Annotated in this window: 13 protein-coding genes; 2 read left to right on the forward strand and 11 right to left on the reverse strand. The window is 64.3% G+C overall.

Going from position 1 to position 13,345, the window contains the following annotated elements:
• Window positions 1-16: 16 nt before the first annotated feature.
• The 3 genes from ACVDHI_RS09060 to ACVDHI_RS09070 are packed head-to-tail and all read right to left on the reverse strand — an operon-like array spanning window position 17 to window position 2,563.
• Window positions 17-544: a hypothetical protein gene (locus tag ACVDHI_RS09060; RefSeq protein ID WP_041212703.1), complete on the reverse strand. Its 528-nt coding sequence runs from the start codon at window positions 542-544 to the stop codon at window positions 17-19.
• A complete protein-coding gene (locus ACVDHI_RS09065) occupies window positions 534-1,124 on the reverse strand; it encodes a TetR/AcrR family transcriptional regulator (RefSeq protein ID WP_202040869.1) in 591 nt (196 codons plus the stop codon). The genes ACVDHI_RS09060 and ACVDHI_RS09065 overlap by 11 nt, the downstream gene beginning before the upstream one ends.
• Before the next feature lie 8 nt (window positions 1,125-1,132).
• Window positions 1,133-2,563: a coniferyl aldehyde dehydrogenase gene (locus ACVDHI_RS09070; RefSeq protein ID WP_447212005.1), complete on the reverse strand. Its 1,431-nt coding sequence runs from the start codon at window positions 2,561-2,563 to the stop codon at window positions 1,133-1,135.
• A gap of 212 nt (window positions 2,564-2,775) precedes the next feature.
• Between ACVDHI_RS09070 and ACVDHI_RS09075 the strand changes: the two genes are divergently transcribed.
• Complete coding sequence (locus tag ACVDHI_RS09075) at window positions 2,776-3,069, forward strand: hypothetical protein (RefSeq protein WP_041212706.1); 294 nt, start codon at window positions 2,776-2,778, stop codon at window positions 3,067-3,069.
• A gap of 54 nt (window positions 3,070-3,123) precedes the next feature.
• Here ACVDHI_RS09075 and ACVDHI_RS09080 read toward each other — a convergent pair whose 3' ends face one another.
• The 8 genes from ACVDHI_RS09080 to ACVDHI_RS09115 all read right to left on the reverse strand — a co-directional run bounded on the left by ACVDHI_RS09080 (window position 3,124) and on the right by ACVDHI_RS09115 (window position 11,144).
• Window positions 3,124-3,573 carry a C40 family peptidase gene (locus tag ACVDHI_RS09080; RefSeq protein ID WP_029314241.1) on the reverse strand — a complete coding sequence of 150 codons (450 nt, stop codon included), beginning with the start codon at window positions 3,571-3,573 and terminating at the stop codon, window positions 3,124-3,126.
• 106 nt (window positions 3,574-3,679) lie between these two features.
• The gene (locus ACVDHI_RS09085) at window positions 3,680-4,594 is read right to left on the reverse strand and encodes a hydrogen peroxide-inducible genes activator (RefSeq protein WP_010674086.1); all 915 of its coding nucleotides are present in this window, start codon (window positions 4,592-4,594) and stop codon (window positions 3,680-3,682) included.
• 297 nt (window positions 4,595-4,891) lie between these two features.
• Window positions 4,892-5,857, reverse strand: a complete 966-nt coding sequence (locus tag ACVDHI_RS09090; protein ID WP_039039849.1) for an alpha-L-glutamate ligase-like protein — start codon at window positions 5,855-5,857, stop codon at window positions 4,892-4,894.
• A gap of 3 nt (window positions 5,858-5,860) precedes the next feature.
• Window positions 5,861-7,399, reverse strand: coding sequence for an inactive transglutaminase family protein (locus ACVDHI_RS09095; RefSeq protein ID WP_010674088.1), 1,539 nt, complete (start codon window positions 7,397-7,399; stop codon window positions 5,861-5,863).
• A 3-nt stretch (window positions 7,400-7,402) separates the two neighbouring features.
• On the reverse strand, window positions 7,403-8,191 hold the full coding sequence (locus ACVDHI_RS09100; RefSeq protein ID WP_039039848.1) for an ATP-dependent zinc protease family protein: 789 nt from the start codon (window positions 8,189-8,191) through the stop codon (window positions 7,403-7,405).
• A gap of 52 nt (window positions 8,192-8,243) precedes the next feature.
• Complete coding sequence (gene cmoB / locus ACVDHI_RS09105) at window positions 8,244-9,221, reverse strand: tRNA 5-methoxyuridine(34)/uridine 5-oxyacetic acid(34) synthase CmoB (protein ID WP_119196820.1); 978 nt, start codon at window positions 9,219-9,221, stop codon at window positions 8,244-8,246.
• A gap of 3 nt (window positions 9,222-9,224) precedes the next feature.
• Complete coding sequence (gene cmoA, locus ACVDHI_RS09110) at window positions 9,225-9,962, reverse strand: carboxy-S-adenosyl-L-methionine synthase CmoA (protein WP_042882621.1); 738 nt, start codon at window positions 9,960-9,962, stop codon at window positions 9,225-9,227.
• A 333-nt stretch (window positions 9,963-10,295) separates the two neighbouring features.
• Window positions 10,296-11,144, reverse strand: a complete 849-nt coding sequence (locus ACVDHI_RS09115; protein WP_447212006.1) for a DUF72 domain-containing protein — start codon at window positions 11,142-11,144, stop codon at window positions 10,296-10,298.
• 428 nt (window positions 11,145-11,572) lie between these two features.
• Between ACVDHI_RS09115 and aspS the strand changes: the two genes are divergently transcribed.
• A complete protein-coding gene (aspS, locus tag ACVDHI_RS09120) occupies window positions 11,573-13,339 on the forward strand; it encodes an aspartate--tRNA ligase (protein WP_182935492.1) in 1,767 nt (588 codons plus the stop codon).
• The last annotated feature ends 6 nt before the right edge of the window (window positions 13,340-13,345 follow it).

Here is a 13,345-nt window from a genome sequence, read left to right on the forward strand (position 1 = left end):
CCCGTTCTCCTCGTGTTCAACCGGTCAGCAGACCCAGATAGATGTGGCAGGCCCGCGCGAGCTTGCGATGCGGGTCCGGGTAGTGGCGAAGCAGGGGCCGCGCGATGAAGGCGGGCAGGATGAGGCTCTGCAACTGCTCAAGCGCTCGCACCAGGTGCATGGCCGCGTCGAGATCCCCCTCCACCAGCAGCCGGTTTTCGCAAAAGGCCTGGTTGATGCCGAGGCGAAAACTGAGGGCGCGAAAGGCGACGGCGGGGTGCTTGAAGCGCACCCGCAGGGGGTGGGGGCCGTCATGGGCACAGGTCGAATGCGCCCTGCCAGCCTCCTCACCGCAGTGCCAGCGCCCCGCGAACTTGTAGAGACTCAGCCCCCGGGTCATGCCGTTTACCTCGAGCCTGATGGTGAGGCCGTCCGGCAGGGGGGCAAGCTCGCGGCGCACCGCCTCGTCGACCCGGGCGGCGCGGCACAGGGTGCGGCCGATGATCCAGAGCAGGCTGCCAATCCAGAGGCGCCTGCCGGTGGCAAGCAGGGCGTCAGGGCGCATGAGAACCTCCGCTGATGGCGGACCAGAAGAGGGTGAAGGCGCTCTCCTGCCAGTGGGGGTCTTCTCCCAGTTCAGGCTGATCGACAAAGAGGGAGGCGCAGGCCAGAAACTGGCCCTGGCACACCTCCAGCATCAAGGCAGGCGGGGCCGACATCAGCTCGCCGCTGGTCTGGCCCCGGGCGAGCAGGCTCGGCAGAAAATGCAGGGTCTCCGCCAGGATCTGGCTGCGCAGGGGGCGGGCCAGCAGGGGGGAGTGGAAAAAGCCCAGCACGAACCTGAGCTCACGGGGGTGAGCCTGCATCCAGCCCATGGCCTGGTGCCAGTAGTGGCGGGCCTGCTCCTGGAGCGGCAGGGCGGCATCGGCCTCGGTGATGGCGGCGCCAAGGCGCAGCTTGATGTCCTGGTAGAGGCTCTGGATCAGCACCTCCTTGCTGGGAAAGTGATGAAACAGGGTGCCATTGGCCACCCCGGCCGCCTTGGCGATGCGGGCGGTGGCGGCGCCCTGCAGGCCATCCTCCGCGCACAGGGCCAGGGCGGCATCCAGGATCTGGCGGCGTTTGTCGGTCATGGTTTCTCGCATCTCGCCTCCTAGCGCAGGAACAGGGCCATCATCAGCCGCTGGTACCAGCGCCGATAGGGGGGGTGAATGAGGGAGCCTGTGCTGAAGCGTCCGCGGCGCAGCACGGTTTTCGCCTTGGAGAAGGTGAGAAACCCCTCGCGGCCGTGATAGTGGCCCATGCCGGAGGGACCGATGCCGCCGAAGGGGGCATCGTCCGCCGCCACCTGGAACAGGCTCTCGTTGATGGCCATGCCCCCGGCGTGGGTCTCCCGGATGAGGCGGCGTTGCAGCGTCTCGTCCAGGCTCATCAGATAGAGCGCCAGGGGGCGGGGCCGGGCCGCCACATAGGCCAGGGCCTCCTCGATGTCGTCATAGGGCACCAGGGGCAGCAGGGGGCCGAAGATCTCCTGCTGCATCACCTGGCAGTGGCCGGGCACCTCGGTCAGCAGGTGGGGCACCAGCTTGCGGGTGGCGTCATCCCGGGCGGGCGTGACGCAGGGGTGGGTCTGGGCGCCGGCCTGCCTCGCCTCTTCCAGCCAGGCGGTGAGCCGCTCGTACTGGGGAGCGTTGATGATGGCGCCATAATCCGGGCTCTCGAGCCCCTGAGGGTAGAGGCGGCGAAAATGGGCCTGATAGGCCTCGATGAAGGCCTGCTCCTGCCCCCTCGGCAGCAGCACGTAGTCGGGGGCCACGCAGATCTGGCCGGCGTTGAGGCTCTTGCCGAAGATCATCCGCTCCACCGCCAGGGCCAGGGGCATGTCGGGGGCGATGAGACAGGGGCTCTTGCCGCCGAGCTCCAGGGTGAGGGGGGTGAGCTGGGGGGCGGCCGCGGCCATCACCAGCCGACCCACCGCTGTGGAGCCGGTGAAGATGAGATGGTCGAAGGGGAGGGCGCTGAAGGCGGCCGCGATCCCCGCATCCCCCTCGATGACCACCACCTCGTCACCGCCGAGGGCCTCATCGAGCAGGGAGCGCAGCACGGCGTTGGTGTGAGGGGTGAACTCGGAGAGCTTGATCATGGCGCGGTTGCCGGCGGCGAGGGCGCCGATGAGGGGCCCGAGGCTCAGCATCACCGGGAAATTCCAGGGCACCATGATGCCGACCACGCCGAGGGGCTGATAGTGCACCTCGACCCTGGCGGGGGCCAGCAGCAGGCCGGAATGACGGCGCTCCGGTTTCATCCACCCCTTGAGCCGTTTCAGGGTGTAGTTGATCTGCATGACGCAGGGGAGCACATCGGCGATCAGGCTGTCGTAATCGCTGCGCTGGCCGTAGTCCCGGGCCAGGGCCTGACACAGTGCCTGCTTGTGGCGCAGCAGCCCCTGCTTGAGGGCGTCAAGTCTGGCGAGGCGGGACGCCAGATCCGGCATGGGGGTGGCCTGGCTGGCCTGCCTGAGCCGATGCAGCTGCTCGGGGAGGGAAAACTTGTCCGGTGAGGCGGGGGTGACGGTGGTGTCCATGGCATGCTCCGCACGAAAAGTGACCGACTGATTAGTCGGTCCAAATCTAGCGATTCGTTGCCGACTTGTAAACCGGGCGAGGGCAGAGGGTGGCTGCCAGTGGGCAGCGTTGCCCGGAACTGTGTCCGGGCTCCCATTTTTGAGGCATTCGGATTGGTCTTCTATCCAATAAGGGGTAATTGTGAGTTGCCAACTCGGAGGGAGAACCGCACATGACCAGGGAATTGCATAGCTTGCTGGCCCGGCTGGATGACGTGATCGCGCGCATGCCGGACAGTTTCAACACCTATGAGTTTGCCCAGAAGCTGGCGCTGCAACATCAGCAGGAGTATTTCGCCGCGGGCCACTCCCTGGCGGGCCAGGAGAAGAACCTGCTGCGCCTGCTCCACGAGAAGATTGCCCTGGCGCTGGCGAGCCATGAGGACGTCATCGAAGGGGCCCTGCTGCCCTGCATGACCCCCTGGGGGGAGCGTGCCACCTCGCCCCGCTGGCACCGCAAGCACTGACCCGACAACAACATGAAAAGGCCCCTCGGGGCCTTTTCATGTTTGGGGTCGCACCTACTGGACCAGCCTGCGGGCCTGCCAGTAGCGGCTGTTCCAGTAGACGTTGTCGAGGCGCGAGCGGATCACGCCCTTGCTGGTGGAGGCGTGGATGAACTCACCAGCCCCGGTGTAGACCCCGACGTGGTACTGCTGCCAGCCGGTCTTGAAGAAGACCAGGTCCCCATGCTGGAGACGGTATCTGTCCACCGGGCGGCCGAGGCTCGCCTGGGATTCCGTGGTGCGGGGCAGGGTGAAGCCCAGCACCTGGCTGTAGGCGAGCTGGGTGAAGGCGGAGCAGTCGAGACCGGCGCGGCTGGTACCGCCCATGCGATAGGGCACGCCGCGCCACTGCTGATAGAAGTTGTCGAATGCGCCGCTCTGGCGCACGGGAGGGGGAGGCTCCGGCGTGCTGGAGCAGGCGGCGAGAAGCAGGGCCAGCAGGGGCAGCAGCAAGGTGCGAAACATCTCAACTCCTTGATAGGGCACGGGGTTCATCATAGACGATGATCCTGCCTGGAACCTGAATGACAACGGCATTGACGAGTGGCCGCCTGTGGGGGCAGCCACTGGATCACCCCGCCGGTTTGGGGGTAATGAGCGGCGTCAGCAGCTCGGCAATCTTGTAGAAGGTCTGCACCCGGGTGGTGCTGGGGCGCCACACCAGGCCTATCTCCCGATAGGGTTTCTCCCCGGGCAGGGGAATGGCCACCAGGTCCGTGTTGTCGAGGATGCCCGCATCTATGGCCATCTGGGGCAGGAAGGTGGTGCCAAGACCGGCCCCCACCATCTGCACCAGGGTGTGCAGACTGGTGGCGGCGAACGGGTTGATCTTGCTCTTGTCCCGCAGCCGGCAGGCGCTCACCGCGTGCTCCGTCAGGCAGTGCTCCCGCTCCAGCAGGAAGATGCTCTGGTTGGGCAGCTCCTTGTAGTCGAACGGCATGTGCAGGCCCGCAGCCATGTGGGAGGGCATCACCATGTGGAAGGGATCCTGGCCGACGGTCTTGCTGTGGAAGCCGCCGATCTCCACCGGCAGCGCCAGGATCAGCAGATCGAGCTGCCCCTGCTCCAGCTGCTTGAGCAGATTGGTGGTGGTGTCTTCCCGCAGCAGCAGCTCCAGATCCGGATAGGCCTTGCCGCACACCTGCAGCAGCTTGCTCAGCAGGAAGGGGGCGATGGTGGGGATGCAGCCCAGGCGCACCGTGCCGTGCATGACGCCCCCCTGCTGCTGCCCCAGCTCCATCAGATCCCGGGCGTCGGAGAGCAGGTTGCGCGCCCGCGCCACGATCTCCATGCCGACCGGCGTCATGATGAAGCTCTTGTGATCCCGCTCCACCAGTTGCAGGTTCATCATGTCCTCCAGGGTCTGGATCCCGGTACTCAGGGTCGACTGGCTGACATGGCAGGCCTTGGCGGCGCGGTTGAAATTCTTGTGCTCGTCCAGAGCGACCAGATACTGGAGCTGCTTCAGGCTGGGCCAACGTTGCATAGGAGAAACCCGATCGATGCTATCTATTTGATTTGATTAATCTACCATCGAGAAGCCCCGTTGTCGCCGACAAATCGGTGCCCCCTGGCAGGCGCACTGCCTCACGCACATGGGGTGGCCTGCGCCGATGGGCTGGCGACCCCTCATTGGTCGGGAGCTTATCCCCTTGTGCCGCGCCATTGAAGGGGCGCCGCCATGGGATGTGACGGGGATCGGCCTTCGGGCGGGGCGCCCTGCGCGCAGGAGCGGCCATAAAAAAACGCGCCGGTGGGCGCGTTTTTGCAGAAGGGGAGCGGACTATTCGTCGAAGATACCGAAGTGATCCTTGGCGAAGTTGACCCGCTGCTCCACGTTCATCTTGACCTGACCCAGCTTCTCGATGGTCTTGAGGTTGGGCACCAGGCCGCGACCGTTGGCGATCTGGATGGCAAGGCCCGGACGGGCGTTGAGCTCCAGCAGCATGGGGCCGCGGAACTTGTCCAGCACCATGTCGGTCCCGATGTAGCCAAGACCGGACATCTCGTAGCAGGAGGCCGCCAGGTTGAGCAGGGTGTCCCAGTGGGGCACCTTCAGATCATAGAGATCCAGGCCGGTGTCCGGGTGGTGGCGCAGCGGGTTGCCAAACTGCACCGCCCGCAGGGCGCGGCCGGTGCGCAGGCACAGGCCCACCCCCACGGCGCCCTGGTGCAGGTTCGCCTTGCCATCGGAAGCCGAGGTCGAGAGGCGCATCATGGCCATCACCGGGAACCCCTTGAAGATGATCACCCGGGCATCGGGGACCCCTTCGAAGGAGTAGCCGTCGAACACGTCGTCGAAGTTGATGAGGCCTTCGACCAGCGCCACGTCGGGTTTGCCGCCGAGGGAATAGAGCCCCGCCAGGATGTTGGAGACATGGCGCTCCAGATCCTGGCCGTTGGCGGCGCTGCCGTTGGGCTTGTAGAAGAGGCCGTCCTCCTGGCGCAGGATCACCAGGATCCCCTTGCCGCCGGAGCCGCGGGCCGGCTTGATGCAGAAGCCCGGCCAGTCCTTCACCAGCTCGGTGATGCGAGTCACGTCGTGCTGCTCGCGGATGGTGCCGATGAGTTCAGGCACCGTCACCCCCGCATCCAGCGCGATGCGCTTGGTCTTGAGCTTGTCATCCACCAGCGGATAGAGGCGGCGCGGGTTGTAGCGGCTGATGTAGGAGTGGTTGCGCTTGTTCATGCCGAGGATGCCTGCCTGGGACAGGCTCCACGGACTGGTGTATTTCTGCCAGAACCACATCTGTTACTTGTCCTTACCCGGGGTGGCACCAGACTTCATCTCGTCCACCAGCGGCTTGAAGCGCTTGAGCTCGCTCAGCTTGTAGCCGGTGTAGTTACCCATCAACAGCACGGTCGCCATCAGCACCAGCTGCAGGCCGAGGAAGTTGAAGGTGAGGTGACGAATGAGCTCGTTGTCCATGGCCAGGTAGGCGATGACCGCCACCAGCAGGGAGCCGCCGCCTTGGCGGAACACCTCTTTGGGACCCTCTTCTTCCCACAGGATGGACATGCGTTCGATGGTCCAGGAGAGGATGATCATCGGGAAGAAGGTGATCTTCATGCCATCGGTCAGCCCCAGCTTGAAGGCGAACGCCGAGAAGATGCCGATCATCGAGATCACCATGATGATGATCGCCGATATTCGGGCGACCAGCAGCAGGTTCAGCCTCGAGAGGTAGGAGCGGATCACCAGGCCGGTGCCGACGATCAGCAGGAAGCCGATGAGGCCGGTGACCAGCGAGGTCTGGATGAAGGCGACCGCGATCAGCACCGGCATGAAGGTGCCGGAGGTCTTGATCCCCACGATGACCCGCAGGAACACCACCATCAGCACGCCGATGGGGATGAGCAGCAGACCCTTGAACAGGGCTTGTTCTTCCAGGGGCAGGCTGTGGATGGAGAAGTTCATCATCTCGGATTTTTCGAACTTCTGGGCCAGGGCCACGTTGACCGGTTGCTCCTGCTCGATCATCGAGAAGGTGACGCGGGAGTTGTGACCGCCGGTGACGTCCAGGAGGGCGCCGGAGTTGTACTCCCACAGCAGCAGGTTGGCCGGTTGACCCTGTTCACCGCTTTGCGGGTTGAACAGCTTGTAGTCGGTCGGGCTGTTGAAGACCTGCAGGTAATCCACCAGCTCCTGACGGCGACGGCCGTCTTCCAGGCTGAGGGCGTGAACCACCCGGGCCGGGACGTCCGCGTTGTTGAGCAGCTCGGCAATCAGATTGGCGCGGCTCTTGTGGGACTTGAGCAGCTCGGCGTTCTGTTCCTGCTTCTCGATCTCCTTGATGATCTCGCGGGTCAGGGTGTAGCCGTCGGCGGAGCGCTCCTGGGCGCGCTCCAGGATCTGCTTCATGGCCGTGGCGTAGGGCTCGCTCTCGATCTGCTTCTCGATGGCGGGCGGCTGCGGGTTGGCGGCGGGCTTGGCATGGGCATCGGCCATCATGTCGACCCGGTAGTAGAGCTCCTGACGGCCGGAGGCGGTGCGGATGGACCACTCGGCGCGGGCATCCCCGTCTTTTTCCACGAACGACAGGCCATAGCCCGGGCTCGCGGCGTTCTCGTTCATCAGGGTGAAGCCGGGCTGGGTGCCCGGAATGGCCAGGGAGGCGATCACCGGCTCGCCGGTGGCCTCGAATTCGAGCTTGGCTTCGATGGACCAGATCTGGCGCTTTTCACCCGGCGTGAGCGGGACGTCCAGCGCGATGTGATGATAGAAGGTCATCCCCAGGCCGACGATGTAGAGCAGGGCGACCAGCAGATAGAACGGCTTACGGGAAACCATGGATTATTTCACATCCTTGAGCTTGGGTTTGGGTTGGATATATTCGCGGGCCACGTCGACCACGGCGATGTCTTTGAGGAATTCACGGCCCAGCAGCACGGGGAAGGTCATGTCGCTGCGGTCCTTCAGGGTAAATTCGGCCTTCTCGGTCATGTCGCCGATGCGCACGGCAAGGCGGACCACGGGGCGACGGTCGAGATCGTCGGCGGAAGCCTGACGGACCCGCACGTGACGCACCAGGGGCGCTTCAATCTGGATCTTGTCGTCCATCTCCTGGTGGCTCAGGAAGAAGCGCACCCAGTTCTTGCCGTTGCGCTCGAAGATGGTGATCTCCTGGGCGCTGATGGAGGAGGTGGTGGCGCCGGTGTCGACCCGGGCCTGGAAGGCGTCGTTGGCGGCGTCAACCCAGATCCACTCCGCTTCACCCACCAGCAGCTTGCCATCGACGGTGTGGCCCTGACTCGGCGCCGGGCACTTCTCGGTGGGAATGGGCATGGCCTTGGGCGGCTCGGGAGGCAGGGTAGCCAGCTTGCTGTCGACTTTCTTCACGGACTCTTTCATGTTGGTGACATCGGTGTTGAGCTGAACCAGCAGGTGCTGTTGCTGCACATACTGCTTCTGTTGCTGTTCCATGGATGTTTGCAGACGTTGCTCGCTCAACGAGATCTCGTTGCGCAGCTCGGCCAGCGTCAGGGTCGGGGCCGGGGGGGCTTTTTCCATACTGACACACCCGCCGAGACTGAGCAGGGAGAGCAGGGTCATTCCTTTTAATTTGCTTTTCATGTCATTCATTTAACTGTGCTTCCTGGAATTGGGTCAGTGTAACTTCCACAGCCGCCATCGGCTAGTCTTTGGCCTTTCTGGCGATCAGTACGGCACGTTTGGGTGCCGGGTATCCTTCGACCGTGAGTGCAGGATTGTGTGGATCCAGATAGTCACTCAGGGACTCGTTAATCATCCAGTCGGTACGACGCTGTTCGTCGGTGCTGGTCATATTCTCGTCGACGATGCGCACCTCGGTGAACCCGCAGCGCTCGACCCAGCGTGTGAGGGCCGCGCTCGAGGGGAGGAACCAGACGTTGCGCATCTTGCCGTAGCGATCGGAGGGCATCAGCACCTGGTTTTCGTCGCCGTCCACCACCAGGGTCTCGAGCACCAGCTCCCCATCGTCTTTGAGCTGGTTGCGCAACTGCTCGATGTGCTCGATGGGGGACTTGCGATGATAGAGCACCCCCATGGAGAAGACGGTGTCAAAGGCGCGCAGCGCCGGCAGCTCCTGGATACCGAGGGGCAGCAGGTGGGCGCGCTGGTCGTTGCCTGCGAAGTGGCGAATGGCTTCGAACTGGCAGAGGAACAGCGGGCTCGGGTCGATGCCGACCGCCAGTTTCGCCCCTTCCCCCACCATGCGCCAGAGGTGGTAGCCGCTGCCGCAGCCCACGTCCAGCACGTAGCGGCCCTGGAGCGGGCTGATGTGGGGCAGCACCCGATCCCACTTCCAGTCGGAGCGCCACTCGGTGTCGATGTGGATGCCGTGCACATGGAAGGGGCCCTTGCGCCAGGGCATGAGCTGGCGCAGCAGGCTCTCGGTCTTCTTGCGCTCACCCTCTCCCAGGCTATCGGGGCCGCCGATAGCGACCCGCTCTTTGAGCTCGATCCGGCCGGGGGCCACGACGGGCAGCTTGGCGAGGGCGCGGTTCCAGCGCGGCAGATCCCCGTGCAGGTTGTCGTGCTGCCAGGCGTGCAGCTGGGCGGGCAGGGTGTGCAGCCAGTGGCTCAACCGGTTCTTGGCGATCAGTTGATAAAAATGGGCGAAATCGATCATGGCTTAGTTGGTGTCGCTGGCTTTGATGGCAATCATGGAGCCGAAGTTGAAGCACTGGAACCAGAGGTCCAGGTGGGTGAAGCCGGCGTCCCGCAGGCGCGCCTGATGGACCGCCAGGGTGTCGGTGCGCATCACGTTCTCAAGGGCGGTGCGCTTCTGGCTGATTTCCAGCTCGCTGTAGCCGTTGGCCCGCTTGAAGTCGAGGTGCAAGTCGATGAGCAGCTCGTTGACCTGCTCGTCATCGAAGCGGAACTTCTCGCTCAGGATGAGGATGCCGCCGGGGCGCAGGCCGTCAAAGATGCGCGCGATGAGGGCGGCCCGCTTCTCGGGGGCGACGAACTGCAGGGTGAAGTTGAGCACCACCACGGAGGCGTTCTCGATGGGGATGTCGCAGATGTCCGCCTCCACCAGATCCACCGGTACCTCGGACTTGAAGCCCGAGAGGTGGGCGCGGGCCCGCTCGATCATGGGGTGGGAGAGATCCACCGCCGTGATCTGGCAGCCGGGCTGGGTGACGTGGCGGCGCATGGCCTGGGTCGCGGCGCCGAGGGAGCAGCCGAGATCGTAGAGGCGGCTCTGGGGCTGGGCGTAGCGGGCGGCCATCATGCCGATGGCGGAGATGATGTTGCTGTAACCGGGCACCGAGCGCTGGATCATGTCGGGGAAGACATCGACGACCTGCTCGTCAAAGCAGAAGTCTCCCAGACGGGCGATGGGGGCGGCAAAAATCTGATCGTGCATGCTGACGCAACCTGACAGCCGGTGTGGTGGGCGGCTGTTTTATTCAATTGAATCTTGGGTGGACGGGCATCGAAATGGCGTCGTCACCGGTTGACGAACGGGGTGGCTTGCTCCGGGATCTTTCGGGCTGCCCCTGTTCGCAACGGGCCATGGTCCGGGCCCTCAGGGTGCCGGGCTGGGGTGGGCAACGCATTGCCATGCACCCAGGCCCGGGACCTTACTTGGGGCGCTAGTGTAGAGGAAAGGCGGGCGTTTGTCTTGACGCCAACCCCGGTGGGACCACAAAAAAAGCGGCTTTTTTTGGGGACGGAGAAGGGGCGGGGAGGGGGCCGCTCAAAAGGGCAGCACCCCCTGGCGGGCGCGATCGTTTTCTCCCGGCCAGGGGGTCATCTCCTGGCCGAGCAGGCGGCTGATCTGCCGTGCGAGTTCGGGGGCCAGGGCATTGTCTGCGGTGTGGACAAAGAGGTAGAGATCCTTGCCCTCCTGGAGCCATTGTTTCCAATGTGGCAACCATGGTGGCAAAAAAGGGTGATTGTCCTCGATTTGAGGCAAACCAATCAGGCGCACCACCGGGGCACCCCCCGTGGCCAGCAGATGGACCGGCAACCTGGGTTTCTTGCCCTGGGCATCGATCATGGCGGCCGTGGTGGCGGGCACCGAGAAGAGCGGGCGGCTGTCGAGCATGATGCGATTGATGCCCCGCGCCATCAGCATCCGGTTGAGGGCCCGTTCCGCCTCCCCCTTGGCGAAGAAATCGGGGTGGCGCACCTCGAGGGCATAGGTGAAATCCTGGGGCAGCCGCGCGAAGAAGGCATCCAGACGGGCCAGCCCCTCTGGCCCGAAGCGGGCGGGCAGTTGCAGCTTGAGCAGCCCCAGCTTGTCATGCAGGGGGGCCAGCAGGCGGATGAAGGCCGTCACCTGTTTGTCCGCGCTCACCAGATCGCTCTGGTGGCTGATCTCCTTGGGAAACTTGAAGCTGAAGCGAAAGTGGTCGGGGACCGCATCAGCCCAGCGCTGCACCGTCTCCGGGGTCGGCGAGGCGTAGAAGGTGGTGTTGCCCTCCACGGAGTTGAACACCCGGGCATAGTCGGCGAGGTGCTCGGCGGGCCTGGCATTCATCCCCAGCAACTGGCCGGGCCAGGCCGGGTGTGACCACTGGGGCAGGCCCAAATAGAGGCTCATGATGGTTCCTGTCGGCAGGTTGGCGCACTTTTGCCCTCCTTTTTGCGCCAGAACAACAAAAAACAGGGTAAAGGGGGCTGCGGGCCATTTTACCCAAATGGAGGTTTTCCTCTATAATGCCAACCCTTTTGTTTGCCACATTGTCGTAATGCGCGCGACCGAGCCCCCGGGTGACGATGATCGCGGCCCGGCAGTGGCCAGACAACGACGCCAGCCGATACCCCGGCGCCCACTCGTCATCCCGGTCGGGAGCGGGGGCATGCCTGGGGCGGCGGCAAGAATCCGGCTCGGGGAGCCGGATGACCCGAGACAGATTTCAAACCGGGCAAGAAGCAGGATCTGGCCAGCTGTGAGACAGACGGTGCTTGCCAGTCGTGCCCGGCGACCCAGGATGAACCGTCTCTCTACCATTTCGAAGGAAGAAGTCCATGCGCTCTATCTATTGCGGACAGGTCAATGAGGCCCATGCCGGGCAGACCATTACATTGTGCGGTTGGGTCCATCGTCGTCGTGATCTCGGCGGCCTCATCTTTATCGACATGCGCGACCGCGAGGGCATCGTGCAGGTGTTCTTCGATCCGGACAAGCCGGACGCCTTTGCCCTGGCCTCCGAGCTGCGCGGCGAGTTCTGCATCCAGGTGACTGGCGTGGTGCGTACCCGCCCCGACTCCCAGCGCAACAGCGACATGGCCACCGGTGCCATCGAGGTGTTCGCCCACGAGCTCACCATCATCAACCGTGCCGAGCCGCTGCCCCTTGACTTCAACCAGGTCAACAGCGAAGAGGTGAGCCTCAAGTACCGCTACCTGGATCTGCGTCGTCCCGAGATGGCCAAGTACCTGAAGACCCGTGCCAAGGCCAGTGCCTTCGTGCGCCGCTTCATGGACGAGCACGGCTTCCTCGACATCGAGACCCCGATGCTGACCAAGGCGACCCCGGAAGGGGCCCGTGACTACCTGGTGCCGAGCCGCGTGCACAAGGGCAAGTTCTACGCCCTGCCGCAGTCCCCCCAGCTGTTCAAGCAGCTGCTGATGATGTCCGGCTTCGATCGCTACTACCAGATCGTCAAGTGCTTCCGCGACGAAGACCTGCGTGCCGACCGCCAGCCGGAATTCACCCAGATCGACGTGGAGACCTCCTTCATGACCGCGCCCCAGGTGCGTGAAATCATGGAAGAGATGATCCGCAAGCTCTGGCTGCACATCCTGAACGTGGACCTGGGTGACTTCCCCATCATGACCTTCGACGAAGCCATGCGCCGCTTCGGCTCCGACAAGCCGGACCTGCGTCTGCCCATGGAGCTGGTCGATGTGGCAGATCTCTTGACCGAGGTGGAGTTCGCCGTGTTCGCCGGCCCCGCCAAGGATCCGAAAGGCCGTGTGGCGGCCCTGAAGGTACCGGGCGGCGCGGAGCTGTCTCGCAAGCAGATCGACGAGTACACCAAGTTCGTCGGCATCTACGGTGCCAAGGGCCTGGCCTGGATGAAGGTCAACGACGCCGGGAGCGGCCTCGAAGGGGTGCAGTCCCCGGTGGCCAAGTTCCTCTCCGACGCCATCGTGCGCGAGATCCTGGCCCGCACCGGCGCGATGGATGGCGACATCATCTTCTTCGGCGCCGACAGCAAGAAGGTAGTGTGCGACGCCATGGGCGCCCTGCGCCTGAAGGTGGGCCGCGATCTGGGCCTGGTGGAGAACGTCTGGAAGCCGCTCTGGGTCATCGACTTCCCCATGTTCGAGGAAGATGGCGAAGGCGGCCTGGCGGCCATGCACCACCCCTTCACCGCCCCGAGCAACCTGGGCCCGGCCGAGCTGAAAGCGAACCCGGTGGGCGCTTACGCGAACGCCTACGACATGGTGATCAACGGCTACGAAGTGGGTGGCGGCTCTGTGCGTATCCACAACAGCGAGATGCAGGCCACCGTGTTCGACATCCTGGGGATCACCCCGGACGAGCAGCGCCTGAAGTTCGGCTTCCTGCTGGATGCCCTGAAATACGGCACCCCGCCCCACGCCGGCCTGGCCTTCGGTCTGGACCGCCTCAGCATGCTGCTGACTGGCACCGACAACATCCGGGATGTCATCGCCTTCCCGAAAACCACGGCGGCCGCCTGTCTGATGACAGACGCCCCGAGCTTTGCCAACCCGGCCCAACTGGGCGAGCTGGCGATTGCGACCACCGTCAAGGGTGACGAATAAGCCGTT

The sequence above is a fragment of the Aeromonas sp. 25-248 genome (assembly GCF_053005425.1).

Coding starts and splice junctions, on each gene's coding strand:
- ACVDHI_RS09060 (WP_041212703.1), bottom strand. CDS start 544: ATGCGCCCTGACGCCCTGCTTGCCACCGGCAGGCGCCTCTGGATTGGC.
- ACVDHI_RS09065 (WP_202040869.1), bottom strand. CDS start 1,124: ATGCGAGAAACCATGACCGACAAACGCCGCCAGATCCTGGATGCCGCC.
- ACVDHI_RS09070 (WP_447212005.1), bottom strand. CDS start 2,563: ATGGACACCACCGTCACCCCCGCCTCACCGGACAAGTTTTCCCTCCCC.
- ACVDHI_RS09075 (WP_041212706.1), top strand. CDS start 2,776: ATGACCAGGGAATTGCATAGCTTGCTGGCCCGGCTGGATGACGTGATC.
- ACVDHI_RS09080 (WP_029314241.1), bottom strand. CDS start 3,573: ATGTTTCGCACCTTGCTGCTGCCCCTGCTGGCCCTGCTTCTCGCCGCC.
- ACVDHI_RS09085 (WP_010674086.1), bottom strand. CDS start 4,594: ATGCAACGTTGGCCCAGCCTGAAGCAGCTCCAGTATCTGGTCGCTCTG.
- ACVDHI_RS09090 (WP_039039849.1), bottom strand. CDS start 5,857: ATGTGGTTCTGGCAGAAATACACCAGTCCGTGGAGCCTGTCCCAGGCA.
- ACVDHI_RS09095 (WP_010674088.1), bottom strand. CDS start 7,399: ATGGTTTCCCGTAAGCCGTTCTATCTGCTGGTCGCCCTGCTCTACATC.
- ACVDHI_RS09100 (WP_039039848.1), bottom strand. CDS start 8,191: ATGAATGACATGAAAAGCAAATTAAAAGGAATGACCCTGCTCTCCCTG.
- cmoB (WP_119196820.1), bottom strand. CDS start 9,221: ATGATCGATTTCGCCCATTTTTATCAACTGATCGCCAAGAACCGGTTG.
- cmoA (WP_042882621.1), bottom strand. CDS start 9,962: ATGCACGATCAGATTTTTGCCGCCCCCATCGCCCGTCTGGGAGACTTC.
- ACVDHI_RS09115 (WP_447212006.1), bottom strand. CDS start 11,144: ATGAGCCTCTATTTGGGCCTGCCCCAGTGGTCACACCCGGCCTGGCCC.
- aspS (WP_182935492.1), top strand. CDS start 11,573: ATGCGCTCTATCTATTGCGGACAGGTCAATGAGGCCCATGCCGGGCAG.